Origin of the sequence: Haladaptatus sp. R4 (assembly GCF_001625445.1) — an archaeon.
Taxonomy (GTDB): domain Archaea; phylum Halobacteriota; class Halobacteria; order Halobacteriales; family Haladaptataceae; genus Haladaptatus.
The window spans coordinates 1-23,987 of sequence record NZ_LWHG01000001.1 but is presented as its reverse complement, the minus strand read 5'-3'; the positions used below and the strand labels follow the sequence as shown (position 1 = coordinate 23,987).

General features: G+C 61.4%; 21 protein-coding genes and 5 pseudogenes. 13 read left to right on the top strand and 13 right to left on the bottom strand.

Annotated elements, in window-relative coordinates:
• Positions 1–168 precede the first annotated feature (168 nt).
• The 4 genes and pseudogenes from A4G99_RS00110 to A4G99_RS00100 form a co-directional block, all read right to left on the bottom strand.
• Positions 169–993 carry a hypothetical protein gene (locus A4G99_RS00110; RefSeq protein WP_223301527.1) on the bottom strand — a complete coding sequence of 275 codons (825 nt, stop codon included), beginning with the start codon at positions 991–993 and terminating at the stop codon, positions 169–171.
• Positions 994–1,092: 99 nt separating this feature from the next.
• Positions 1,093–1,200, bottom strand: a pseudogene (locus A4G99_RS29645) (hypothetical protein); the annotation flags it as partial.
• A 1,086-nt stretch (positions 1,201–2,286) separates the two neighbouring features.
• A complete protein-coding gene (locus tag A4G99_RS00105; RefSeq protein ID WP_223301504.1) occupies positions 2,287–3,333 on the bottom strand; it encodes a TIGR00341 family protein in 1,047 nt (348 codons plus the stop codon).
• 58 nt (positions 3,334–3,391) lie between these two features.
• Complete coding sequence (locus tag A4G99_RS00100; protein ID WP_223301503.1) at positions 3,392–3,874, bottom strand: hypothetical protein; 483 nt, start codon at positions 3,872–3,874, stop codon at positions 3,392–3,394.
• 450 nt (positions 3,875–4,324) lie between these two features.
• Here A4G99_RS00100 and A4G99_RS00095 point away from each other — a divergent pair, with 450 nt between their 5' ends.
• Together A4G99_RS00095 and A4G99_RS00090 are read left to right on the top strand one after the other, a co-directional pair.
• A complete protein-coding gene (locus A4G99_RS00095; RefSeq protein ID WP_066137805.1) occupies positions 4,325–4,744 on the top strand; it encodes a heme-binding protein in 420 nt (139 codons plus the stop codon).
• A gap of 2 nt (positions 4,745–4,746) precedes the next feature.
• A complete protein-coding gene (locus A4G99_RS00090; RefSeq protein ID WP_066137802.1) occupies positions 4,747–5,520 on the top strand; it encodes a hypothetical protein in 774 nt (257 codons plus the stop codon).
• A gap of 24 nt (positions 5,521–5,544) precedes the next feature.
• Here A4G99_RS00090 and A4G99_RS00085 read toward each other — a convergent pair whose 3' ends face one another.
• The 3 genes and pseudogenes from A4G99_RS00085 to A4G99_RS00075 all read right to left on the bottom strand — a co-directional run bounded on the left by A4G99_RS00085 (position 5,545) and on the right by A4G99_RS00075 (position 9,455).
• Positions 5,545–6,834, bottom strand: coding sequence for a plastocyanin/azurin family copper-binding protein (locus A4G99_RS00085; RefSeq protein WP_066137798.1), 1,290 nt, complete (start codon positions 6,832–6,834; stop codon positions 5,545–5,547).
• 5 nt (positions 6,835–6,839) lie between these two features.
• Positions 6,840–8,550, bottom strand: a pseudogene (locus A4G99_RS00080) (pyrroloquinoline quinone-dependent dehydrogenase).
• Complete coding sequence (locus tag A4G99_RS00075) at positions 8,547–9,455, bottom strand: hypothetical protein (RefSeq protein WP_066137794.1); 909 nt, start codon at positions 9,453–9,455, stop codon at positions 8,547–8,549. The pseudogene A4G99_RS00080 and the gene A4G99_RS00075 overlap by 4 nt, the downstream one beginning before the upstream one ends.
• A 368-nt stretch (positions 9,456–9,823) precedes the next feature.
• Between A4G99_RS00075 and A4G99_RS00070 the strand changes: the two genes are divergently transcribed.
• Positions 9,824–10,621: an ABC transporter substrate-binding protein gene (locus A4G99_RS00070; protein WP_066137788.1), complete on the top strand. Its 798-nt coding sequence runs from the start codon at positions 9,824–9,826 to the stop codon at positions 10,619–10,621.
• The gene (locus A4G99_RS00065) at positions 10,507–10,884 is read left to right on the top strand and encodes an ABC transporter substrate-binding protein (protein WP_082837649.1); all 378 of its coding nucleotides are present in this window, start codon (positions 10,507–10,509) and stop codon (positions 10,882–10,884) included. The genes A4G99_RS00070 and A4G99_RS00065 overlap by 115 nt, the downstream gene beginning before the upstream one ends.
• A gap of 9 nt (positions 10,885–10,893) precedes the next feature.
• Here the strand turns inward: A4G99_RS00065 and A4G99_RS25565 are convergent, their stop codons facing one another.
• Positions 10,894–11,142: a hypothetical protein gene (locus tag A4G99_RS25565; RefSeq protein ID WP_190303654.1), complete on the bottom strand. Its 249-nt coding sequence runs from the start codon at positions 11,140–11,142 to the stop codon at positions 10,894–10,896.
• A gap of 13 nt (positions 11,143–11,155) precedes the next feature.
• On the opposite strand from A4G99_RS25565, the pseudogene A4G99_RS29640 reads away from it, so the two are divergent.
• From A4G99_RS29640 to A4G99_RS00035, 5 genes and pseudogenes are all read left to right on the top strand, one after another.
• Positions 11,156–11,674, top strand: a pseudogene (locus tag A4G99_RS29640) (ABC transporter permease); the annotation flags it as partial.
• Between the two features lie 313 nt (positions 11,675–11,987).
• Positions 11,988–12,527 carry an ABC transporter permease gene (locus tag A4G99_RS25555; protein WP_066137778.1) on the top strand — a complete coding sequence of 180 codons (540 nt, stop codon included), beginning with the start codon at positions 11,988–11,990 and terminating at the stop codon, positions 12,525–12,527.
• Positions 12,528–12,589: 62 nt separating this feature from the next.
• Positions 12,590–13,531, top strand: a complete 942-nt coding sequence (locus A4G99_RS00045) for an aminoglycoside phosphotransferase family protein (RefSeq protein WP_223301523.1) — start codon at positions 12,590–12,592, stop codon at positions 13,529–13,531.
• A 149-nt stretch (positions 13,532–13,680) separates the two neighbouring features.
• Positions 13,681–15,000: an ABC transporter substrate-binding protein gene (locus A4G99_RS00040; RefSeq protein WP_066137771.1), complete on the top strand. Its 1,320-nt coding sequence runs from the start codon at positions 13,681–13,683 to the stop codon at positions 14,998–15,000.
• Positions 14,997–15,737, top strand: coding sequence for an ABC transporter ATP-binding protein (locus tag A4G99_RS00035; RefSeq protein WP_066137769.1), 741 nt, complete (start codon positions 14,997–14,999; stop codon positions 15,735–15,737). Before A4G99_RS00040 ends, A4G99_RS00035 begins: the two co-directional genes overlap by 4 nt.
• On the opposite strand, the gene A4G99_RS00030 is transcribed toward A4G99_RS00035, so the two are convergent.
• Positions 15,731–16,033, bottom strand: coding sequence for an amphi-Trp domain-containing protein (locus A4G99_RS00030; RefSeq protein ID WP_066137767.1), 303 nt, complete (start codon positions 16,031–16,033; stop codon positions 15,731–15,733). The two genes, A4G99_RS00035 and A4G99_RS00030, sit on opposite strands and share 7 nt — an antisense overlap.
• A gap of 93 nt (positions 16,034–16,126) precedes the next feature.
• Between A4G99_RS00030 and A4G99_RS00025 the strand changes: the two genes are divergently transcribed.
• Entirely contained in the window at positions 16,127–16,411 is a 285-nt protein-coding gene (locus A4G99_RS00025) for a winged helix-turn-helix domain-containing protein (protein WP_066138117.1), read from the top strand.
• Between the two features lie 50 nt (positions 16,412–16,461).
• Entirely contained in the window at positions 16,462–16,983 is a 522-nt protein-coding gene (locus A4G99_RS00020) for an HAD family hydrolase (RefSeq protein WP_066137764.1), read from the top strand.
• Positions 16,984–17,932: 949 nt separating this feature from the next.
• On the opposite strand, the gene A4G99_RS26370 is transcribed toward A4G99_RS00020, so the two are convergent.
• The 4 genes and pseudogenes from A4G99_RS26370 to A4G99_RS00010 form a co-directional block, all read right to left on the bottom strand.
• Complete coding sequence (locus A4G99_RS26370) at positions 17,933–18,115, bottom strand: fibronectin type III-like domain-contianing protein (protein WP_255358949.1); 183 nt, start codon at positions 18,113–18,115, stop codon at positions 17,933–17,935.
• Positions 18,116–18,334: 219 nt separating this feature from the next.
• Positions 18,335–18,682: pseudogene (locus A4G99_RS28330) on the bottom strand (glycoside hydrolase family 3 protein); the annotation flags it as partial.
• A complete protein-coding gene (locus A4G99_RS00015) occupies positions 18,597–20,087 on the bottom strand; it encodes a glycoside hydrolase family 3 protein (protein ID WP_255358948.1) in 1,491 nt (496 codons plus the stop codon). The pseudogene A4G99_RS28330 and the gene A4G99_RS00015, both read right to left, overlap by 86 nt.
• Positions 20,088–20,342: 255 nt before the next feature.
• A complete protein-coding gene (locus A4G99_RS00010) occupies positions 20,343–21,437 on the bottom strand; it encodes a TrmB family transcriptional regulator (protein ID WP_066137763.1) in 1,095 nt (364 codons plus the stop codon).
• Positions 21,438–21,901: 464 nt separating this feature from the next.
• On the opposite strand from A4G99_RS00010, the gene A4G99_RS00005 reads away from it, so the two are divergent.
• Both A4G99_RS00005 and A4G99_RS29635 read left to right on the top strand, forming a co-directional pair.
• Entirely contained in the window at positions 21,902–23,530 is a 1,629-nt protein-coding gene (locus A4G99_RS00005) for an ABC transporter substrate-binding protein (protein ID WP_223301500.1), read from the top strand.
• 333 nt (positions 23,531–23,863) lie between these two features.
• Positions 23,864–23,987: pseudogene (locus A4G99_RS29635) on the top strand (ABC transporter permease); the annotation flags it as partial.

Below are 23,987 nucleotides of genomic sequence, written 5' to 3'. Positions count from 1 at the left end.
TCATCCGCAGAGGGTGCGTCGTCCGGGCAGGTCGCTCACTCTTACTACGACATCCACAGATAAAAATCTATGGGAAATAATTAAAAATTAGACACAGTTAAACTGTGATTTCTAGAAATTATTATTTTCTGTTCCGAGGGGGTCCGTAATTCGATACACGAATCCCCCTCACGCTTTGTGGTGTTCCAGTATCGTTCCGCTCTCGCCGACGGCGACCGATGGATGCTCCGCCGTCCCGAGGCACACCCCGTGAAGCGTCTCGCCGGTCGACGAGCGTTCCCGTTTCCAACCGTGTGTCGTCAGGCGGAACACGCCGCCGGAGTCGTCGGTCACGACCCCGCGGTGATGGTCCCGCTCGATGGCGAGAAGGGCGTTTTCCCCCGCGTGCGAGCGCGTCCACGTGAACCCGTTGTAATCGAACACCGACCCGCCGTCGCCGACGACGTTGATCTGGTTCGACGGGAGAGGAGCGATATCGTGGAGGTTCACGCTCCCGCGACGAATACCGATCCGTCGCCACGACTTCGCGCCGTCGACGGTCTGGAACACGTTGCTCGACGTGTCCGTCACGAAACCGAAGCCGCGTCCGGTGAACTGGAGACTGGTGATACTCGACCCGCTGCCGGGTTTCACCGGTTCCTGCCACTGGATTTGGCTGTCGGTGTGGGACGCCCGCACCACCTCGCCCGACCCGTTGGCGAAGTACACCGACTCGGCGTCGGCGAGTCCGACGACCGAGAGGGCTTCCCACGTGCTCGTCAGTCCCTTCGGTGCCGAATAGTCCGTCATCGCTCTGTTGGTCACGTCGTAGACGCCGACGACGCCGCTGTCGCCCGCAAACCACAGGTGTCGTCCGTTATCCGACGCCGCCGCCGCACGCAGGCTGTTTTGCGCACCCGAAGGGCCGTCATCGACGACGACAGTCCACTCGCCGTTCCGCCGAGCCACTACGGAGCCACCCTCTCCGATGGCGTACGGACCGCCCTGCGTCATCACCACGTCGTACAGTTCCGCATCGACGGGCGATTCGACGGCGATCCACCGGTCCGCACCGTCGTTCCCCGTACAGCCACCGAGTGCCAGGACGCCCACGCCCGCCGCACGGAGGAAGTTCCGTCTGGTCGTCCCGTTCGTCCGCCCGATCGAATTCCCCGTCCGTCCGGTCGAACTCCCTGCCCGTTCGGTCGAATTCCCCGTCATCGTTTCCAGAACTGCGCCGGGCGCTCACCTTTCGGCGTGAACGCGCCCGCGCGGAGGTGCGCTTGAGGATCGTCGCGATACGCAGGATGTACGCGAACAGGATGGCGAACGGGCTGAACGCGATGGCCAGCGAAACGGTAACGAGCAGGAGCAACACCATCCCGCCCACCGCTGGCGGGTATCCCGACGCGTACAGCATGATGACGAGCATCGAGATGAGGAACGCCGCCCCACCGCTGTACGCTATCTGGCGCGACAGTCGCGCGAGTTCCTGTTGCAAGTACACCGATTTGAAGTACTGCCGGGTCACGTCCACGATGGTCAGCAACTCCTGCAGTTCCGACAGCAACTCGTCGGCCTCCGGCGGCAACACGTCCGCGTAAGCCTCCTGTATCCGCCGCGCCTCGTTGTGCCGCTTCGAGTAGGTGTCGTTCATCACCGGCAACAGCACGCTCCAGAGGTGGAGGTCGTCGTCGAGGTGTTCGGTCACCGTTTCGGTGCGCGCCGTAATCGCGGACGAGTAGTCGGCGACGGACCGCCGACAGGACGCGTCCGGACAGCCCGAACACGCGGCTTCGAGCGCCGTCGAACGCTCGTTTATCGCTCGGTAGACGAGTCGCAGGAAGCCCGCCGGGTCGGTCGTGCTCACCGCGACGTCGGGTAGCATCTCCTCCAAGTCGCCGCGGAAACGCTCGACACTCTCGATGCGTCGGCGAAGCCTGTCAGGCGACCCGAGGACGCGAGACGCCGAGATTTGGTTGATGGCGATGACGAGCGGGACGAACGAGAACAGCCCCGCGATGATGGTGCTGAACATCGTCGTCACGAACCCGCTCTCGCGGACGCCGATGACGTCGGTCAGCCCGAGGGCGAACGTCGTCACGAATACGCCGCCGACGAGGGCGTTCACCACGGTCCAGCGGTCGGCCTCCAGCAGCAACCACTGCCGAACGCGTCGTCGATTCCTCTCGCTCCGAAGCGTCGAGACGAGCACGCGCGCCCCGACCGCGAGGAGCCTGAGCACCATTTTGAGGAACGTGCTCGCAAACCGGAGTAGCTCTGTCAGTGATTTGTTGCCTGCGTTCGTCATAGCTGGATGGTCGAGATTTTGGTGAGGAAGGCGACGAGTCCGCCAATGAGGACGATGAGCGCGAGGATGCGCCGCAGCATCACGCTCCGGGTCCGGCGGATGTCGGACAGGTTGCCGGGATGGTAGCCGAAGTACCAGAGCGTGACGATGGCCCCGAGGTTGATGGCGAGGATGTTCACCAGCACCACTCCGGCCGCTCCGAGGACGACGGTCGGATGCATCCACGCGAGACCGACGCCCATGACGCCGATGGGCGGCATCACCGCCGCCGCGATCATCACGCCGACCAACGAGGTCATCCCGCTGGTCGAGAGACAGACCGCGCCCGCGACACCGGCGCACAACGCGACGATGACGAGGAGCAAGGTCGGCGAACTGTGAATGCTGAGCTTCAAGCTCTCGGTGATGTCGATGGTCCCCAATCCGATGTTCGTGTATCTGACGAACAGGGCGAGCGAAAGCGCGCTGGCGACGGAGACGAGACCGCCGACGAGTTGCATCCGCGCGCTCGTCACGAACAGATCCTCGTCGTCGATGACCGTCGCCACGCTCGTCGCCATCGACGGTCCGAGCAGCGGCGCGATGACCATCGATCCGACCATCACCGACACCGAATCGAGCAGGACGCCAGCGGTCGCGACGAAGGCGCTGATGGCGGTCATGATGACGAGGATGCGGTCGTCGGGGATGAGGTCCGCCGCCTTCGAGTGCAGTTCGCTTCGAGCGACGCGCCGATGCCCGAAGGTGCCGGTCGCTTCGTACTGCTTTTCGACGTGGTCGAACCGGGACGACACGATGGCCTCGGGTTTGGTGACGACGGTGTACACCTCGTCCCCGACGCCGAGGTCGTCGAATTCGGCACGAAGGGGCTCGACGTACTGTGCCGGGACCGGCAGCGAGATGCACGCCGATTTAACGGACCCGTTGGTGTCGTCGGAGACGGTGTAGTCGAGTCCCTCCCGGTCGAGGAACTCGACGGTTCGTTCCCGTGCTTCCTCCGACATCGCCATCACATCGACCAGTCGCATGTCTTCCTGTGGCATGATACCTATCGGTGGCTGTATCGAGCGAAACGGTCGGAGGGAGGGCTGGACGAACCCATCACAGTCGGACGAGGTCGTCCGCGGATAGCTGTTCTCCCGACTCCTCGGCGAACGCCCGACTGTACAGGTCCGCGACCGTTTCGCGGATCTCTTCGAGGCGGTCGCTCCGGTCGTCCGTACAGTCCGTCCCGCAGATGCCGATGATTTCGTCACACGCCAACTGCTCGTACTTCAGACGCCCGGAACACTGCGGACAGCGTGGTTCGATGTGTGCGTTCATCCACTCGGCGTCGAAACCGAGGCGCGCCAGCCGTTCGGCCAGCGCGTACCAGACGTACATATCCCACGCGTCCCTGCCGCTCGCGGTTCGCTTGAGGCGACCGAGGGCGATGGTGCTTCGTGAGTATAGCTTCGAGTTCGCCGCGTAGTGACGCTCGTAACAGCGTTTGAAGTAGCTGAACAGCGCTATCTTCGACGACCGGAGCGAACCGTTGGTCATCTCACCTTCGGTCTCCATTCGTTGGAGGGAGTCGTCACTCACGACGTGTCGGCTGGAACGACCCAGCTCGTCGTAATGGACGTTTTCTGAGAGCGGTGCGCCGCTTTTCGGACAGAATGCATATTGGCCTTTCATAATGTCAAATCAAAAGCAGCAAGCTGTTCGGTAAGGTCTCATCCGCGTCCACAAAGGAGCGTCGCCAAACCGGACTACGGTCTATAATTGCCGGTAGAAGGCCAAAAAGGTGTACGATATTATAGCAAATTGTATTGAATTTTTAGAAAATAAGTGTAAGAGATCCCTTTATTTGACCACCTCGACCGTGAAACTTTTTGTAGTTTACTCCAACCGATGTCGTCCCGCTCCCGCGTACAATTTTGGGGGAAACGCTCAGAACGAATATCGTCGAGAGATGGTCCGAAGAACGGTGAATGTCGCAGATCCGCCACAACGTTTAGGCGAATCCCAACCGAGCACGACGTGGGGGGAATCATGTCCGAGACGATAACGTTAGAAACGGCGAAGCAGTTGATAGACGCCGCTGAACGAAAGGCCGAGGAAATCGGCGTTCCGTCGGTTATCACGGTCGCCAATCCGGACGGCAACATGATCGCACAGCATCGGATGGACGACGCGTGGCTCGCCAGCGTGAACATCTCGCGGAACAAAGCGTACACGTCCGCCGCGCTCGAAATGCCGACCCACGAACTCGCCGAGCCGTCACAACCGGGGAACTCGTTGTACGGACTCCAGACCACTGACGACAGCCGAATCGTCATCTTCGGCGGGGGATTCCCGCTCGAACGGGACGGCGAAATCGTCGGCACGATTGCGTCGAGCGGCGGCCAAGTGGACGAGGACATGACCGTCGCGCGTGCCGGTATCAATCAGTTCCAGACGCTGACTCACTAGCCGTGCACTCCATACGGCAACCGGCGTACACGGGGGAAAATCGTTGTCTTCCCTGTACCGCAGTCAACCTCTTTATCGCGGTCGTCATCAGCCTGCTACTGGCGAGCCTCTCGATTTTCGTCGGCGCGACGACGTTCGTCGTCTCCCTCGGCCTCATCTACCTCCGCGGCTACCTCGTTCCCGGAACGCCGGAACTGACGGCGAACTACCTCCCGAGCGAGGTGCTACGACTGTTCGGCAAGGAACCGGAATCGACGGTCGCGGCGGACGAGTTCGAACGCCTCTCGTCGATGACGTCGTCGTCGTGTGATGGGAGTTCGAGCGATTCGACCTGTCTCGCGCCCGAGTTTCGGGATGCGTGGCAGCGGCGAATCGAATCGACCGATCCGGAGGGAATCGGACCACGGGATGTCGCGGACCTGCTCGTCGTTGCCGAGGACGACGTGTCGTCCATCGGCGGGCGCGCGTTCGTCGTCTCCGGGGACCGCCTCGTTCACTGGCCGTCCGCGGCCGCGCTCGTCGCCGACGTGGCCGCAGGAGCCGAACTGAGCGCGCGAAGCGACCGGTCCGGCGGATGGGAAGAGATCGGGGTGGACGCGCGTGAGGAGGCGCTCACGCGCTTACGAACGTTCCTGTCGGACTGTCCGACCTGTGGCGCGACGTTGACGCGCGACGAGCACCGCGTCTCGTCCTGCTGTCAACCGTCGAAAACGGTGTTCACGTCCACCTGTGAGGGCTGTGGCGCGCACATCGTCGAACTGGACGGGGCGAAATGAGCCGACGAACGGCGTCGACCGGAACTACATCGTCGTGGTCGTCGAACCGCCGCCGCCCTTCACGACGATTTTGCCGTGTGCCTTCCTGTAGTTCTCCGCGAAGTACGCGGACAGTTTCTTCGACGCGGTGAACGTCACCGTCTGTGACGTTCCCTTCTTCAGCAGGAAGTCCGAGCGGGATAGCGCCGGGCCGTTCGGGTAGTTCGTGGTGAGCACGAGGTTCGGTCGGTTCGCGGCCCGCGAGTACGAGGTCGTGTTCGTCCACTTGATGGCGTACCGTTGCCCTTGCTGCAGGTTCAGCGTCGGGTTGGCCTTGCCCTTGATGCCCGAGGACTGGCCCATCCATTTGCCGTCCTTGAACCCGAGTTGGAACGTCTTCGACGGACTGCCCTGCGTCGTTTGGTTCGTGGTCGTCTGGGTGGTTCCATTGCCGCCCGTGCTGATGGCACCGCGCATCTCGACGGGGTGAATCTCGCAGTAGTACTCGTTGGTGTCCTTCTTCGGGGTGAACCGCACGGTTTGAGTCTGCCCCTGCACGTTCATCAGCGGCGACCGAACGACGGTGCTCCCGTAGTCCCCCGTCTGTGGGTTGCCGTCCCCGCTCATGGCGATGAAGTTGTGGTCGAAGCCGTCGAGGTTGATCCAGATGACTTCGTAGGGTTGGCCCGCCTTCAGGTTCAACGTCGGGTTCAGTTTCCCCTTGATCGATTCCGGGGCAATGCCTTTCCACCCCGTGGACTGCCCGCCGAGTTTGATCTGTTTGGCGGGTTTCTTCGAGTTGCCGTCGTTCCCCGATTGCGTCGAAGCGCTGGTGGTGCTTTGGGACCCGCCGCCCCCGCCACCGTTTCCGCCGCCGGTGTTCACCTGACCCTTCATCGTCGTCGGGTGGACCGTACAGAGGTACGTCGCCATCTTCTTCGACGCGGTGAACGTGACCGACTGGGTCTTCCCGCGATTGTTCATTATCTTCGTCTTGACCAACTGCTTCCCGCTCTTGTCCCGGATGACGAAGTCGTGCGGTTGGCCGTCGAGGTTCTTCCACACGACGGTGTACTTCTTGCCCGGTTTGAGCTTCAGCGTCGGGTTCTTCTGCCCCTTGATCGAGTTCGGAGCCTGCCCTTGCCATCCGGCCACCTTTCCGCCGAGTCGAATCTTCGTGCCGCCGCCCTGTGCGAGGGTGCCGGTGAGACCGACGAGCGTCCCGCTCGCCGCGGTTCGTTTGAGGACGGTTCGACGTGAGACCGAGTTCGCTGTCCTGTCGCGGTGTTCGTTCATTGCTCTCGTGTCGTTCGCGTTGTTCTGCGTGGGTCGCATCCGACTCACTTCCCCTGTCCCTTCATGGCGAAGACGGCGACCGTGCTGCCACGGCGGCCGTGACGGAGCCACCCGCTCCCGCCGACTTGCACGGCGATGTACTGTTTGTTCGTTCCCGGGTCGTACCAGCCGCTCGGCGAGGAACAGATGGGCGCGCCAACTGCATCTGCCACAGCCTGTCGCCCGACTTCCCGTCGTAGGCGACGAAATTGCCCTTCTGCGTGCCGAGGAACGTCAGCCCGCCCGCCGTCGTCATCGACCCGCCCCACAGGTAGCTGTCGTCCTCGATCCACTCGCGCCAGACGCGCTTTCCCGTCCGTGGGTTCACCGCGACGACGGCGCTCGTCTTGCCGTTCCAGCCGTCCGGTTCGTTCACGTCCGGCCAGTCGTGGAACTGCCCGCCGAAGTAGCCGCCACCGGGGCTGTACTCCTGGTGTTGCCACCAGATCTGTTGGGGCGTGTTCTGCTGTTTCATGTAGACGAGTCCCGTCTTCGGGCTGTAGGACGGCGGCTGCCAGTCGTTGCCACCCTGCGCGCCGGGCACGAACGAGATGCCTTGATCGCCGACGTGTGGCACCTCTTTGAACGTGTTCAGGTGCTGGACCGTCGGTTCGCTCCGCTTCAGGAGTTTGCCGTTCGTGGCGTCGAGCGTCTGCACCCATCCCGTCTTGCCGGGGCTGACGACGATGTCCTTTTTCTTTCCGTCCACTTTCTGGTCCCGGATGAGGACCTTCGGCGACGAGGAGTCGTAGTCCCACGTGTCGTGGGGGCTCTCCTGATAGTTCCACTTCGGCTTGCCGGATTTGGCGTCGAGGGCCAACGTCCCGACGCTGAACCGATTCGGTCCGGGTCGGACCGCGCCGTCGAAGTCCGGGCCGGGGTTGCCGACCGGCGAGAAAATCACGTCGTTGTGCCGGTCGATGGTTCGGGACATCCACGTCGTCGTCGACCCCTGCTTCCAGCTATCCCCGACCCACTGGTCTTTCGGGCGCGTCTCCGTCTTCCACTTCTGTTTGCCCGATTTGGCGTCGAGCGCGGTGACGAACCCCCGGACGCCGTACTCGCCGCCCGCGCTGCCCGTGATGACCATGCCGTTGTACGGCGTCGGTGCCCACGTCGCGGAGTAGCCGTCCTGCCACTTGCCGGTGGACGTGTACCACTTCTGTTCGCCCGTGTATCGGTCGAGCGCGACGACCCCCGAATCGAGCGTCGTCATGAACAGGGTGTCGCCCAGAATCCCGAAGCCGCGGTTGTTCGTGTCACAACAGAGGATGAGACGTCCGGGTTCGCGTACGTGTAACTCCAGAGCACCTTGCCGGTTCGGGCGTTGATGGCCTTTCCGTGATCCGGCCCGTTCGTCTGGTACATGATGGGCGGGTCACCCGGCACGATGAGGGGGCTTCCCTCCATGCTGTCGGCGATGCCCGTCTCGACGAGATACTCCAACTCCAAGTTCTTCACGTTGTCCGGCGTGATGACGTTCGCCGAGGAGTAGCGCTGTTGTTCGTACCCACCGCCGTAGGTCAGCCAACTGGTTTGGTCGGTCGTCGTCTCGTTCAACATCTCCTGCGTGACCGGTTTTTTGGGAATCTCGTCGACGGCGTACTGCTGCGTTATCGACTGGCTCGGCGTTCCCTGTAGCTTGTACCCCTCCTCTATTTCTTCGAGTTCGTGTTCGTTCGCCGCTTTCACGGCCTCGTCGTTCTCGATGTTCATCCTTCGACCTCCCACGAGTGCGGTGCACGCATCTCGTCGGTGATGCGGAACGCGTCGTTGGTCAAATCCTCCTGTCCGACGATCATCGCCGCCGTCCCCGCGGTCAGCGCGGCGGTCAACTGGCTGTCGGTCAGCGAGCCATCAGTCACTCCCCGGGCGGCGGTGCCCAAGAGGTGGAACCCGCCGAGCATCGCCTTAATGTCCCACATCGCCGCGTCGAGAATGTCGTCGGTCAACAGGACCTCGTTCTGCCAGAGGTGCGTGTCCATGTCGTCCACCCACAACAGCGACCCTTCCGCCGCACGGTGGTGCAGCGGAGCGACGTGTTCGACGTCGAACTCGACACCCTCGGGGATGTTCTTCGTCGGCATCCAGAGCGCGAGTCGACCGGTGTTGTTCGCCACGTTCATCACGAGTGCCGTCTTCTCCCGTTCGCTGAACCCGAGGTCCGACAGCGTGTTCGTCAGTAGTTCCGCACGTATCAACTCGTGTGCGACGTTCTCGATGTGGTTCTCGGTGAACGCCGGAAGGTGTGATTCGACGCTTTCGTAAAATCCGATGTCCACGAGGTGGTCGTTGATCGTCCACGCTGGCGCGGCGAGTTCCCGATAGAGGCGCTCGTCTCGGTCGGGAATTCCCGCCGCCCGAACGTCCTCGATCCTCCCCATCCGCGTGGCGAGACCCGAAAGGCCGCCCGCCAATAGGTCGGCGTCGAGTTCGCCGGTCACGTCCCCCCGAATCGCGTGTCCCATCGAGGACAACTCTTCGGCCGAATCCCCGTGTAGCATCCCGCGAAGTCCGTCGAGTGTGAGATCGCTCCCGACGGCAGCGGCGCTGGTCACCCCCAGTACTCGTAAGAACCGTCGCCGTTCCTCGTCGTCTATCTCCGGTGCGTAGTTGGTCATTTCGTTTTCTCCCCCATCCGGGACCTCTGTGTCAGTCCCACCCACACAAATCCACTTGGTTATTTGTTAATACTTGGATGAAAACCACAATGTTCGACAGTAAGATCCGAACTCTGCCGTGGAATACCAACGTCAAAAACGGAGACCGTATCCCGAAAACCGGACTTCAACCGCGGGTGATGGGAAGGGTTTCGTGAATCCTTTTTAAGTAACGGCGGAACCACCCGCGCACCCCCCGTTCCATCCACGGTCGCTGGAAAACCATCGACGAACCGGGTTGATTCGAGACGTCCGATCGTGATGTCGGTTCGATATAAAAAGGAAGTGGGAAATCTTTATCCGAATGTCCGTCGTTTGTCACTCTTCGCATGAAGGGGGAGAAAAACATGGGGCGGCGCCGAGCGCTGCAAGTCGCGGCGGCCGGACTGAGTCTCGGCCTCGTGGGAACGGCACAGGGGAGTCGGGCGGCACGGAAATCGAACGCCGTGGACGTCATGCTGAACTGGAACGCGAATTCGACACAGGCGGGCTACTTCGTCGCCAAGCGAAAGGGGTTCTACGACGAACAGGGCGTGACCGTGACGGAGTTCGTCCCCGGACAGGGCGGCACCTTCGCGGCCAAGCAGGTCGGGTTGGGACGCCAAGGGTTCGGGCTCAGTGACGCCGCATCGGTGCTCACCGCACGAAGCAAGGGACTGCCGGTGCGGTCGTACGGAACCAGCCAACAACGGAGCGACGGCGTCGTCTACACCGTCGAGAAGGTGTTCGGTGGAAAACTCGAAAAGCCGAAACAGTTGCAGGGGAAGACGCTCGCCGCGCCGAAGGACTCGCCGATGACGACGTTGACGAAAGCAGTGTTGAAACGAGCGGGCGTGCTCGACAGCGTGAACTTCCTCGGTGTCGCACCCGAACAGCAGACGCCGATGTTGCTGTCGGGGAACGCCGACGCCGCCATCGCCATCTTCGACTCGCCGACCGCGCTCAGGCGGAAGGGGTACGACGCGTCCGCTATCCGACTCGCGGACTACATGCCGACCGTCGGTCGACGGTCATCTCGCGCCCGGAGTTCGCCGAACGGAATCCGAAGACCGTCCGGGGATTCCTGCGTGCGACCGCCAAGGGATGGGCGTGGGCCGCCAACAACCCGAAGAGGGCGATGGACGTGATGGTCGATGCCAAGCCGAGTTTGGCACAGTCCCGGAAGATGGGCGTCTTCAAAATCAAGTACACGACGAACAACCTCGTCACGGGCGATAACGGACGATGGGGCTGGCAACGGCCGAAGTCGTGGAACACCGTCAGCAAAGCGCTGTTCCGGACGGGTGTCGTGCCGAAAACCGGCGTTCGGGCAGCGTGGACGAACGACTTCCTCGACACGAAGTACGAGTACATCGAGTCGTACGAAGGGCACGTCGAGAGCGGCCGATAGCGGAATGGATTACACCCGGAGCGCCGACGGAGAAACGAATTCGAACGCGGGCACGGAATCCGAGTCGAACGCGAGCGGAGAATCCGAATCGAACGGGGGACGAACCCTCGGTCGTCTCCCGAACCGACTCGTCTCCATGGCGACGCTGTTGGGTAGCGTCGCGCTCGTCGTACTCGTCTGGCGGTTCACTGTGGACGCGCTTTCGCTACCGACCGTCCTCCTTCCATCACCGAGCGCTGTCTGGGTCGCGTTTATCACTCACGCCGGGTCGATGTATCCGCAGGTCGTCTACACCGGGACGGAAATCCTGTTGGGATGGCTGGTCGGCGTGACTGGCGGAATAACGCTCGCGGCGGTAATGGCGCTCTCCGGCCGACTTCGCGCCGTGCTGTACCCGACGGTTCTCGCGGTTCGCATCGTGCCGCTGGTCGTGTTCGCACCCCTCCTCGTCCTCGCCTTCGGCGCGACGCTCACCACTCGGGTCGGTATCGTGGCACTGTTGACCTTCTTCCCGATGACGGTGGCGACGCTCGACGGACTCGGGTCGGTGCCAGAAACCCACCTCGACCTCGGGCGAGTCGTTGATGCACCGAAATGGAGACTGCTGCTGTCGGTTCGACTTCCGTACGCACTTCCGGAGGTGTTCACCGGGGTGAAAATCGCCACGCCGCTCGCCGTCGAGGGCGTCCTCATCGCCGAATTTCTCGCCGCGACGAAGGGTGTCGGCTTCGAACTGCTGGAGACGGCACGCCTGCTTCAAACCCCGCTTCTGTTCGCGTATTTGGGTGTGCTCGCCGTCGGTGCGCTGGCCCTCTTCGGCGTGGTCGTCCGGACCGAACGTCGCGTCAGGATGAGCGACGGGACCGACTCGCTCGGCGAGGCGTTCGTCACGGGACGGACGGTGGTCGAAACGGGACGCGAGGAAATCGCCGGTGCGTTCGTCGCGCTGGTCGGAATCCTCGTCGTGTGGAGTATCGCCGCGCGCGTCGTCCCGAACGCCTCGGTGTTTCTCCCGCCGCCGCTCGCCGTTCTCCGGACGCTGATCGAATCGCCCGGGTTGTTCCTCCACGCGGGGTACGCGTCGGGACGAAACTGCTCGCGGGGTGGTGTTTGGGTGCGGGGGTCGGCTCGCGCTCGGCGTCTGCATCCGCGTCGTCCCGGGACTGGGAAGCGTGCTGTATCCGTATCTGGTCGGGTTCCGCGTCGTGCCGCACGTCGCGGTCGCGCCGCTCCTGCTCGTTTGGCTCGGCGTCTCCTTCGAGGCGGCGGTCGTCATGATCGCGGCATCGACGTTCTTCCCGATCACCATCGGGGCGGCGGCCGGACTCGCCGCGACGCCCGACGAACAACTGGCACTGCTCCGCTCGGTCGATGCGCCGCTCCATCGGGAACTGCTGTTCGTCCGCCTTCGGAACGCCGTTCCCTCCCTGTTCGCCGGAATCAAACTCTCCGTCGTCACGGCCGTCGTCGGTACCGTCATCGCGGAGTGGTTCGTCGCCGAACGGGGATTCGGCGTCCTCGTCCTGCAGGGAATGTCTGATTTCGCGCCAACGTTGACGTTCGCGGCGGCAGTCTGCCTGTTCGCGCTCGGCGGCGGGTTGTTCGCCGTGGCGAGCGCGCTCCAACGGTACGTCTCGTGGTAATATCACGTCGATGGCCTCAAATAGTAATACACATCCTGCACAAATACCAACCAGTGGATTCGATGGACGACGAAATCGTCTCGATAGTGGAACGGGAAGTGGGGGAGACGCCGTTCAGCGTCGTGCGAGTCGACGAGGGATTGCTCCACGAGACCTACGACGTGAGTTGCGAGACCGGACGATACGTGTTGCAGTTCGACTCGGACGGTGAACGGGACGACTCCCTCCGCCGCGGATACAACTGTTACATCGCGTTGCGCGGTTCCGACATCCCTATTCCCGAAGTCGTGACGGAGACGGTCACGTCGGACGACGGCCGAGGGTACACCATCGTCGAGAAACTCCAGGGAACCACGGGTGAGAAGGACATCTCACCCGAACGAACCCGGAACGCCGGGCGGGTTCTGGCGAGGATACACGAGTTCGAGCGCTTCGACGAGGCGGGATGGCTCCGGTTCGAGGGACGGGAACCGACCGTCGAGAGCTTCGAAGCGGAAGGGCTGCAGGAGTGGGTTCTGGATAACGTCGCTGAGAGTTCGACGTGCCTGCGAAATGGGGGCTTGGAAACGGCCGGAGTGGACGTCGAGGACGCGTTCGACCGGTTCGGCGAAACCCTTCCGGAGGCGTTTCGCCCCGTCTTCTGCCACAACGACTACTCGCCGGACAACGTCCTCTTCGAGGACGATGCGGTGACCGGAGTCATCGACTTCGACCGCGCGACTGCGAACAACGCACAGAGAGCCCTCGCGAAAGCGGCCAACTGTTTCTGGATGCACGACCCGAACGCCGACTGGAACGTCCGGGAAACGTTCTACGACGGATATCGGGAACGGCGAAACGTGGACGATTCCTTCGAGCGGAACGAACCGCTCTACCGGGTGGAGACGCTCGCCAACATCGTCGCGGCACTGCTCGACATGGACGGACTGTCGGAGTACGAAACGGAGTTCTACGCCGAGCAGATTCGGGAAGAGGTCGAGCGGGCCGAACAGGCGAAGCGGTAACTGACGGTACGGTAACGGATGGTACGGTAACGGATGGTACGGTAGCGGACGATACGGTAACGGGCGGAAACAGTAACGGACGAAAGTAACGGACGGAAGCCCCGAAACGGGGGACAGAGTTTTACCCACAGTTATTGCATGCTCTGTGGATGCGGGTTCGGGAGTTTCCGGTCTTGGGGGAGGCCGACCGATCGGTCGTCGACAGACTTGCGTGCGGGATTGGGGAACCGGCGGCGACGGTACTGGCGTATCTGTTGTGCCGAAGGGAAGAGTTCACGACGGAGCCAGCGTCGCTGCTCGCCGTTCGGATCGGAACCGGGTCGAATCGGAAGGCGGTGCGAAACGCACTGGCCGAACTGACGGAACGGGAACTGATAGAGACGACCACGGTTCGGGACGAGACACCCGGTAGACCGGAGACGAGGTGGCGTGCGACCGGAAGCGTCGAGGAGACGGTCGACGCCGCGTACGACGAGCACGCCCGCGAGTTGCTCGCACGGGCGGGAGCGTTCCCAAACCGCCCAGAATCGAACACCACCGCCGAGTTAGACTCGCCGGTTCCGGACGCACCGATTTCACACGCCACGAACGCGTCGGTCTCGCTCGCGCTGAACTGGCGGCCGAACGGCCTCCACGCGCCGCTGTTCGTCGCGGACGAGACGGGACTGTACGAAAAATGGGGACTGTCGGTTGGGTTCGACGTTCACGACGGGTCGCGGGCCGCACTCGACGACATCGTCTCGGAGGCTGCCGACGTTGCGGTCAGCGGCGCGGCGACCGTCCTTCGGGCGCGAGCGGAGGGCGAGAAAATCGTCCCGGTCGCCCTGCTGTTCCAACACGCCATGACGACCATCTACGGACTGCGAACGACGTTCGACGGTCCATTGGAGCGCGCCGAACAGCTTCGTGGCCTCCGTATCGGGATGCCATCGACCGCCGAGACGGGGCTGCTCGGTCGGTTGTTCCTCTCGCAAGGGGGCGTCCTGGACGACGTGGAAATCGTGGACCTCCGTGGCGAGGAGCGTGCCGCGCTGCTTTCCGGAGCCGTCGACGCCGTCACGGGGTCGTTTTCCGACCCACGGAAACTACGGGACGACGGAATCTCGGTCGAGTCGATTCCCGTCGCGGAACGGTTTCCCCTCCCCGGTCCAGCAATCGTGACGAGCGAGCAGGCCCTCTCGGAACGCGAACCGGAACTGGCCGCGTTCCTCGCGGCGACGACGGGCGGATGGACGACCGCCCGGCAAAACCCATCCCGCGTCGAGGAGGCAATCGAAGCACACGACGACGCCGAACCCAGTTCCCCCGTCCGAGAGCGACGGACGTTCGAAGCGGCCGTCGCGGAGTTCGGAACCACCGACGCGGTTCGCAACTTTGGATGGGGATGGGGGGAAGCGGAGCTATGGAACCGGTTATCGACCGCGCTCGACGGCGTCGGATTGCTCGGAAGCGAGGGGACCGAACGATGATAGAACTGGACGACGTCGGCGTTTCGTTCGGCGACGTAACCGCCCTCGGCGGCATCGACCTCCGGATACCGGACGGCGAGTTCGTCACCATCATCGGCCCGTCCGGTTGCGGGAAAACGACCCTGTTACGAACCGTCAGCGGGCTTCAGTCGCCGACGCGCGGACGGGTTCGATTGAACGGACGCTCGCCGGACGAAGCGCGAAGCGAGGGGACCATCGGCGTCGTCTTTCAACAGCACACGCTGTTGCCGTGGAAGACGGCCCTCGAAAACGTCGTGTTCCTGCGACGGATGGCGGGAAAATCGCCGAAGCGTGCCGATGCGCGCGAACTACTCTCGACGGTCGGCCTTGCCGGATTCGAGGGTAGCCGTCCGGCCGAGCTGTCGGGGGGAATGAAACAGCGCGTGGCCATCGCCCGGGCGCTCCATCTCGGTGCGGACGTGCTGTTGATGGACGAACCGTTCGGCGAACTGGACGAACTCACCCGCGAGGAGATGGGAATCGAAGTTCGGGACCTCTGGCGTCGGGAGCGAAAGACCGTCTTGTTCGTCACCCACAGCGTTCCAGAGGCCGTGTTGCTCGGGGACCGCTGTGTCGTGATGGGAAACGATCCGGGCCGGATTAGAACGACGTTCGACATCGACCTTCCCCGTCCCCGAGATGGGGAGGTTTTCGACGCCGACGCCTACCAGGAACGGGTCGCGACGGTCCGGTCGTCGCTCCACGCCGATCAGTGAACGGAGAGGTCGTCGTCGGCCGTCGCCTCGGTGAACTCCAGTTCGATTTCGAGTTCGTCCTCGCGGCCGCCGGTGAACTCGACTTCGACCTCGATGGGTTCGTCGTACTCGAACGGAATCTCCCAGTCGCTCGTCGAAACCGTGAGCTTCGTCCCCGCTTCGATCTGATCGGCGAGTTCGCGGAGGAACGTGCCCGTCTGTTCGCGCGAAAGCTGGACTTCGCGTTCGAAGAAGCCGTCGGTGACTTCCGATGGTTTCGAGTTGCCGTCCGTCGGGAGTTCGACGTTGTCGTCCATACCGCGTCCACGACGGGGGGACAATTAAATTATCGTACGCCCGCGGGCAGTTCGTGGTGTGGTTCTTTGGGGGTCGCCGTCGTATCCGGTTCGATGTCACTGCTCGACATGCTCGGGAGCAAACCCCGTCTCGAAATCCTACGGTTGCTCTCGCGCGAACCGATGTACGTCTCCGAACTCGCGGAGGAAGTGGGAATGGACGGGAAGACGGCCGTGCACCACCTGCGGGCGTTGGAGGGGGCGGACCTCATCGAACCGTACAGGCAGGGGAATCGAAAGTACTACCGACTGACGAAGGTCGTCACCCTCCGCGCCGCGCCGTACCCGGAGCGGACGTTCATCGTCCAAGCGAGCGATGTCGATGGCGGAACGGCCTGAAAACCAGTTCGGCGGGGAGGTTTATCAACTCGAACGTCGCACGGTAAGAAGTGACGGACGAATACGATGCAGTCGTGTACGACCTCGATGGAACGCTGGTTCGACTCGCCGTGGATTGGGCCGCTGCTGCAAAGGAGATACAGCCGATAATTCGGGAACACGGCGGCGAAGCGACCGCGAACGACGCGCTGGATCTGTTGCCGGTCGCGGAATCGCTCGGTATCGAGGAGAAGATAGAACCGCACCTCGCGGCGGCCGAGCGCGCCGGGGCGCGGCGATCCGAACGACTCCCGCTGTTGGAGGAGTTCGCCGACGCGGAACGACCGGTCGCCATCTGCTCGCTCAACTGTGAAACGGCCTGCCGTCTCGCGCTGGAGGAACACGGCGTCCCGAACGGAACCGACGTCATCGTCGGGCGGGACTCGGTCCCAGAACGGAAACCACACCCACAACCACTGCTCACCGCCGTGGAACGTCTCGACGCGGTTCCGGAACGAACCCTCTTCGTCGGGGACTCGGACAGCGACGCGGTGACGGCCCGGAAGGCGGGAACCGCCTTCCGGAGGGTGTGATCGCTACTTCGTGACCGGCACGGAAACGAAATCCGAACCTCGCCGAGCGGGTTCCAACGAACGGCGCAATATCACTCGAAAACGTCTCACGGTCCTCGACGACCGATCCGGATTTTACGCCACAAAAGAAGCACCAACGTCGCGGGCCCCACCTAGTATTGTGTACTCTTGACTAAACAACTGCGGCGAACGTTCGATATACACAGTATACCGTTCAAGAGATTTTCCACCGAATATTCGAACATGAGCCCTCCAAATCGGTTTTTGCCAACTTTTCCCGAGTGGCCGATTTATCGATCAGTCAGTCACGAAAATTTGGTGGAAAGTCGGATCAGATTCGAAGGTAGATAGTCGAAGCTGTATTTTTAGCGGATTATTAGTTGTTACTGCCACGGAGGGAGATTATTTTGCGCCGTAGGTTCGGAATTTCTGAGGAGTTTAGTATTGTGAATATCATACAATATTAATTGGTGAGGTCGATGATCGAACGAGCGGTCGATCGATCGTTTCGATCCGATCCGACGCCACCGCTGCTGGTCCCGACGATACGGGAAAACGAGACAGATGCGAACAAGCCTATGTCCGTAATGGTACGTGGCATCGAGCGACGAGCGTCGGTGTCCAGTGCCTCGTGAACGGTTCCACATTCGAAAATGGCCGCCGGGTGCGGAGTGATGGTCCGTTACGTATCATAGGAAATCTGTCTATTGTTTACCCTCGTAACAGATATTTGAGTATTATATCACGGTGGTGTCTGGCATTTCTCTAATATAATTTGGGAATATAAAAATCATAAAAATGTAGATATGTACGGTCGTGGCCAGAGCGTGAACAGACGTTGTAACGACTAACTGGAACCTATCTTTTTCGGACGATATGCGGGAACAACGGCGACGCTCGTCTCCGAGCGGTGTGAGAAAGTGCGTGAGAACTGCTGTTCGAAAGGTGTTCAGTTCGTATCGACGCGGAGGTCGTGGACGTGTTCGTCGACGAAGAGCCGTAGTCGGCCGATGTCACCGTACCCACTGGGTTCGTGCGCGAACAGTCGGTCGTCGGTGGAGAGCGAGAACGAGACGGTCGTGCGCTCGCCGGGGTCGAGTTCGACACGTTCGAAACCCTTCTGTTCGCGCACGGGCGTCACAACCGAACTGAACTCGTCGCACGCGAACAACTGGACGACCTCGCTTCCGCGCCGGTCACCCGTGTTTTCGAGCGAAACGTCCACCGTCACCGGTTCGTCGGGACGGATCACGTCGGACGAGACGTCCACGGAGTCGTACTCGATGGTCGTATAGCTCAGGCCGTGACCGAACTCGAACAGCGGGTCGTACGACGGGGGATGTTCGTCCACGCCGATGGGGTGCGGTTGCGGAAGATAGTTGAAATACGTCGGGAGGCAGTCCGCCGACCGAGGCATGGAGACGGGAAGCCGACCGCCGGGTTCGCTCTCGCCGAAGAGCGTCCGAGCGATTGCCTCGCCGCCGACGGTTCCGGGATAGTACGCCATCAGTATCGACGGCACGGTGTCCGCGAGCCATTGCACTGCGAGCGGTCGCCCCGTGATGAGCACCGCGACGACGGGCGTCCCGGTCTCCTCGACGGCGGCCACGAGTTCACGCTGTGACTCCGGGAGCGACAACTGCGACCGAGTCGGGAACTCCCCAGTCTCGCTCTTGGTATCCATCGTCGGTCCGAACTCGTGGAGATACCAATCCTCGCCGAGCGCGAGGACGGCGATCGTCCGCGTTCGCCGCCGCTCGCGCTGCCGCGTCGATATCGGCCGGTTCGTTGATACCGCTCCCCCGTTCGTGGGTGACGGTGACGTCCTCACCGACGGTATCACGAATCCCTTCGAGGACGGTGGTGCCCGGCACGCCGTCGGGGTCGTTGCTGCTCCACCCGCCGAGTTGGTGGACGATTTCGTCCGCGTTCGGTCCGCCGACGAACACCTCGCCGATATCGTCGGAAAGCGGAAGGAGATCGTCGTCGTTCTGGAGCAGCGTCAGCGACTTTTCGACCGCCTCCCGGGCGACCCGCTGGTGCTCCGGGGAGCCGAGCAGGTCCTCCGCGGTTTCGGGGTCGACGTACGGGTCCTCGAAGAGGCCGAGTCGGAACTTCGTCGTGAGGATTCGCTCGACGCTTTCGTCGATCAGGTCCTCCGAGAGTTCACCCTCCTCGACGAGTTCGAGGACGTGTTCGGCGTGGTCGGTGCCCGCAACCGACGCGATGTCGAGTCCGGCGAGTCGCGTCTGCAGTGCCGCCTCGATGGGAGAGCCTGCGGTACGGTGCTCCGCGTGGAGTTGATCGACCCCGCCCCAATCGGAGACGAGGAGTCCATCGAATCCCAACCCTTCGCCGAGAAGTTCCAGCAGGTAGCGCTGGGAGCCGTGAACCGGTTCCCCGTCGATGGAGTTGTAACACGGCATGACCGATGCGACGTCGGCATCCAACGCTTCCTCGAACGGGGGAAGAAACACGTCGTGAAGCGTCTTCGTTGATATCTCGACCGGCGCGGCGTCTTCGCCGCGAGTCGGGGCACCGTATGCCGGGAAATGCTTGGCCGTCGCCGCGACGGTTTCGGGGCTCGGACCATCTCCTTGGTATCCCCGTACCTTGCTCGCGGCGAACTTGCCGACGAGATATGGGCTCTCGCCGAACGTCTCCCCGACTCGGCCCCATCGCTGGTCCCGTGCCACGTCACAGGTCGGGGAATAATTCTGCGCGGCGCCCGTCGCCCGCATCTCCGTTCTCGTTACGGTGGCGACGCGTTCGGCGAGGTCGTCGTCCCACGTTGCCGCGAGACCGAGGTTGTTCAGGAACACCGTCGCCTCCTTGATGTAGGCGTGGCCGTGGATAGCGTCGGCACCGAAGAGGAGCGGGATTCCGAGCCGCGTGTTCTCCATGGCGTGCCGTTGGAGTTCGTTCGCGGCTTCGATGGCCTCCGAAGCGTGTTCGTTTGGGGAACCGCCCCAACCGAACGGCGCGACGGCACCGACGTGATGTGTCCCGATTTCGTCGATGACGTCTTCGATTCCGTGTGGCCCATCGTCGAGCGTCCCGACGTACGATCCAGTGAGCTGTCCGACTTTTTCTTCGAGAGTCATCCGACCGATGAGATCCGTGACTCGCTCTGCTGTCGAGACCGATGTCTCTGGTGGTGAATGGCTTTCTTCTTGCTCCGCCATGAGCTATATTTTTGTGTGACCTGTTAATAACCTTTTCTTGGATTATCGTCGCCCGTGTACATCGAGTTCGTCGCGTACACCGAGTTCGATCCCGAACATCCATCCGACGAAGGTCCTCGGGTCACTACGTGACCACGGATGCGGGTCGAGAGATCCGAGAAATTTCGACACTCACTACCGTCCGGGAATTCCGTCCCAAGACGAGGTGTAATCGATGTCCTCCAGCACGATCCGGACCGCCTCGATATCCTCGTAGACGGCACCCCAACTCCCGATGCTGTACGTTCCGTCCTCGTTCGCCATCTGGACTCGGACGAATCCCGCCAGTTCATCGTACGACGGACGCGTCGACGAGCGATGTACGGTGGGATACAATATGTCCGTGACGAGGCCGGTGATCTCGCAGTCCTCGTTACGATCGATCCAGAACCCGTGGACGGTAGCGGTAATGCGTGCGCCGTCGGCTTGGAGGGCGACGGCGTCACGGACGAACTCCTCTAGGGTCATGTAAACGCGTGCGACGTCCGAATCGACGTACACGGTGTCCCAGAGGGACCACAGACAGGTCTGAAAGTACCAGTGGAAGATGAACGAGAGGATGTAATCGTCGATGAGGACGCCGAACGGTCGGTTCGCCCAGTCGTTCGGCGTGAAACACGTCATCGTGCGATCGACGATGGTCAGGAAGGCCGGAATATGACACACTCGAAGCTCCGAGAGGGTTTTTTCGAGGTCGATAGCCGTGAGCCAGTCGTCGGACCCACCGTCGGGATACACGGTGGCCCGCACCACGACATCGCGTTTGCGTGCGTCCTGCAACGCGTTCGTAAGCGCTTCGAACTGCTCGACGGTCACCGAGAGTTGGATGAAACTCTCGGCATCACGGATGAGGTCCCGGGCGCGGTCGATGACGGTATCCTCGTGTTTGACCACGCTCACCATGTGTGAACTGAGCGACGGCCGCCGCCACCGATCCTCGATGGCGTCCGCCGCTTCGTCCATCATCTGGCCACGGGAGCGGAGTTTCTGGAGGATCGATACGGGGTCTTTCGGGCGAGCGTGGAGCGTGTCCTGTTCGAGGGTCTCGATGTACCCCTTCTGTTCTAGCGCCCGCAACACGTCGTAGATTTGGGATACCGGGACCGAGCACTGATGTGCCACCTCCACGGCGGATGCCATCCCCTGTTCGAGTAACGTGACGTACGCATCCGACTGATACGCCGTCAACTCCGCTTCCTCAAGGGCTTCCCGGAGCCTGTCATCGTCCATGTCCAATAGACGCGCAGTCCCCACGAATAAATTTTCTCACTGTTTGAGGAGATATTTTCATATGTCTTCGTACGTGAAAAACGAATTCGGACTTCGTCTCACGTTCTACAGGATCGGATTTGTATGACGACCGAATCCAGTTGTTTCCCGGGAATCCATCAAGATTCGACTGTATTAAAAACAAATTTAGTTTCGAAGTGGCCATATGTCCATTGATTCGTCGAATAATGAGTATAGAGTATTCAAACCACATATTTTATTATCAAGAGGATTCTATCATTGATAGTAGTATAATGATGGACAATGACAGAGGTCTCCAAAACATGATTAATCGTCGGCAATTTGTCGGTCTCACCGGGATGGTAGGTGCGACTGCACTTGCGGGCTGCACTGGTAATTCCGATGATGGCTCCTCGAAGGGTGATTCTGGCAACAAGAACGTCCACGATGTGAAACACGTGGATATGGCAAATCAAGTGCCACAGAACATCCAGTGGAACATCAGCAACCCGTCGAGCGCCGCACAAATCTCACACTACTACCTCTTCGATGCGTTCGCGAAGTACAATTACGCGAAAAGCAAACTCGTCCCCTACGGCATCACCGATTGGGAGTTCGGTGACAACACGTTCAAACTCACCCTCCGCGACGGCCTCACGTGGGCGAACGGCGACGACGTGACCGCCGACGACATCGTTACCCAACTGAAACTCGGGATGTACACCGGTTCCGGGTACGGGGATTACACGAAATCGGTCGAGGCAAAGGACGACAAGACCGTCGTCATGCACCTCGAAAACCAAGTCAACAAATCCATCGTCAAATTCCAAGTCCTCTCCGACAACCAGATTCGGCAGCCGAAAAGCGTGTTCGGCAAGTACGTGGATAAGATCGAGAAGAACGAGAAGGACGGAACGCGAGCCCTCCAGGACTTCGCGTGGAAAGAACCGATTGCGAGCGGTCCCTTCGAGTTCAAGCAGGCGACGACGCAGGAACTGGTGCTCACACGGCGGGACGACCACCCCGACTCGAAGAACATCAACTTCAAAACCTACGCCTTCCGGTACATCAACGGGAACGAGCAGGCTCACCAGTCGATGATCGCCAACCAACTCGACTCGGTGTACAGCATGTTCACGCCGCCGCGAATCGTCAACCAACTCCCGAAGAACTGGCAACAGGTCAAAACCCCGGCGAACTGGGGCTACGGGTTGGTCCCCCAGATGGACCACAAGCACACCGGAGACCGCGCCGTTCGACAGGCCATCGCGTACGTCATCAACCGCGATGCGGTCGTGAAAAACGCCGCACCGGAATCGAAACAGGCACCGAAATACTCGATCGGGATTCCGTCGGGCGACCAGGAGCGCATCCTCGGGGATTCGGCCAGCAAATTCGAAACCTACGGCCAGGCGAGTTCCGAGACGGATAAGGCCGCCAAAGTGCTGAAGAAGGCGGGCTACAAGAAACAGGGCGGCAAGTGGCACGACAGCGACGGTGACGTCGTCAACCTCCCCGTTCAGGTGCCATCCGACTGGACGGACTGGGTGACCGCGGCCCAAACCATCGTCGACCAGTTGAAGAGCTTCGGTTTCAAATCGTCGGTCGATTCCCGTAGCTACGGGACGCTTTCGGGACAGGTTTGGGCGAACGGGGACTTCGTCCTCGCGTCCGGGTCGTGGCTTCCGGGCGGCGCGCAAGCGTCGTTCCCGTACTTCTCGCTCCGGTACCAGTTGCTGGAGAACAGCGGGTACACGTACAACTACCCGCCAGCGAACCAGAGTCGTGGCGGGAAACACGCCGACGCGAAGGTCCCGTCACGAACCGGTTCGGGCAAGATGACTATCAACCCAGCAAAGCGCTTGCAGGAACTCTCACAGGCGACGGACGAGAAGAAGATCAACGAGATCATCCTCGATCTGGCGTGGGTGACGAATCAGGACCTCCCCATCCTCGCCGTCGCGGAGAAACAGGACCAGTCGTTCCTCTCACGCGACCACTGGGAGGTCCCCGAAGACGGCTCCGATATCGAGCAGGTCAAATGGCCCGAGTCGTGGGCGGTCCGGTTCGGCAAGAACAACTACAAGCCGTAGTAGTCCAACGGCAGGTGAGTCCCCCACCGTGTCTCTTCGGACGGGGACTCGGTATTTCACTACGGCACTCCGGCGGAACGAAAATCTGTGCAAACATTTATTTACGATCGATGTCCAATTTGCATTGGGTATGAGAGACAAATCCATAGGCAGCAGTGACGTATTTAAATATCGGCGCATTCGTATGCCGGAAGATACCACGGGAGGGGTCACACCCACTGGATGTGGTCTCGACCTCGGTTCGAGGAGTCTTTGCTCCGGATTCGAGCGAACGAACGGGACCGAACATTCGAATTTGGCGTGAGAAGTACACAATAGTGATAAGTTTGTAATATGGTCAACTATTATTTGAAACGGACGGGACGAGCGATCTTCACACTGTGGCTGGTCGTGACGCTCACGTTCGGCATGATCCGACTGCTGCCAGGTGGCCCGCTCACCCAACTGCGCGGCAAAC

Excerpts from the sequence above, each read along its gene's own strand:
- A4G99_RS00010 (WP_066137763.1), bottom strand. The coding sequence starts at position 21,437 with ATGGACGATGACAGGCTCCGGGAAGCCCTTGAGGAAGCGGAGTTGACG.
- A4G99_RS00070 (WP_066137788.1), top strand. The coding sequence starts at position 9,824 with ATGAAGGGGGAGAAAAACATGGGGCGGCGCCGAGCGCTGCAAGTCGCG.
- A4G99_RS00075 (WP_066137794.1), bottom strand. The coding sequence starts at position 9,455 with ATGACCAACTACGCACCGGAGATAGACGACGAGGAACGGCGACGGTTC.
- A4G99_RS00030 (WP_066137767.1), bottom strand. The coding sequence starts at position 16,033 with ATGGACGACAACGTCGAACTCCCGACGGACGGCAACTCGAAACCATCG.
- A4G99_RS00035 (WP_066137769.1), top strand. The coding sequence starts at position 14,997 with ATGATAGAACTGGACGACGTCGGCGTTTCGTTCGGCGACGTAACCGCC.
- A4G99_RS00005 (WP_223301500.1), top strand. The coding sequence starts at position 21,902 with ATGGCAAATCAAGTGCCACAGAACATCCAGTGGAACATCAGCAACCCG.
- A4G99_RS00025 (WP_066138117.1), top strand. The coding sequence starts at position 16,127 with ATGTCACTGCTCGACATGCTCGGGAGCAAACCCCGTCTCGAAATCCTA.
- A4G99_RS00095 (WP_066137805.1), top strand. The coding sequence starts at position 4,325 with ATGTCCGAGACGATAACGTTAGAAACGGCGAAGCAGTTGATAGACGCC.
- A4G99_RS00085 (WP_066137798.1), bottom strand. The coding sequence starts at position 6,834 with ATGCGACCCACGCAGAACAACGCGAACGACACGAGAGCAATGAACGAA.
- A4G99_RS00105 (WP_223301504.1), bottom strand. The coding sequence starts at position 3,333 with ATGCCACAGGAAGACATGCGACTGGTCGATGTGATGGCGATGTCGGAG.
- A4G99_RS00040 (WP_066137771.1), top strand. The coding sequence starts at position 13,681 with ATGCGGGTTCGGGAGTTTCCGGTCTTGGGGGAGGCCGACCGATCGGTC.
- A4G99_RS00015 (WP_255358948.1), bottom strand. The coding sequence starts at position 20,087 with ATGACTCTCGAAGAAAAAGTCGGACAGCTCACTGGATCGTACGTCGGG.
- A4G99_RS00045 (WP_223301523.1), top strand. The coding sequence starts at position 12,590 with ATGGACGACGAAATCGTCTCGATAGTGGAACGGGAAGTGGGGGAGACG.
- A4G99_RS00110 (WP_223301527.1), bottom strand. The coding sequence starts at position 993 with ATGACGCAGGGCGGTCCGTACGCCATCGGAGAGGGTGGCTCCGTAGTG.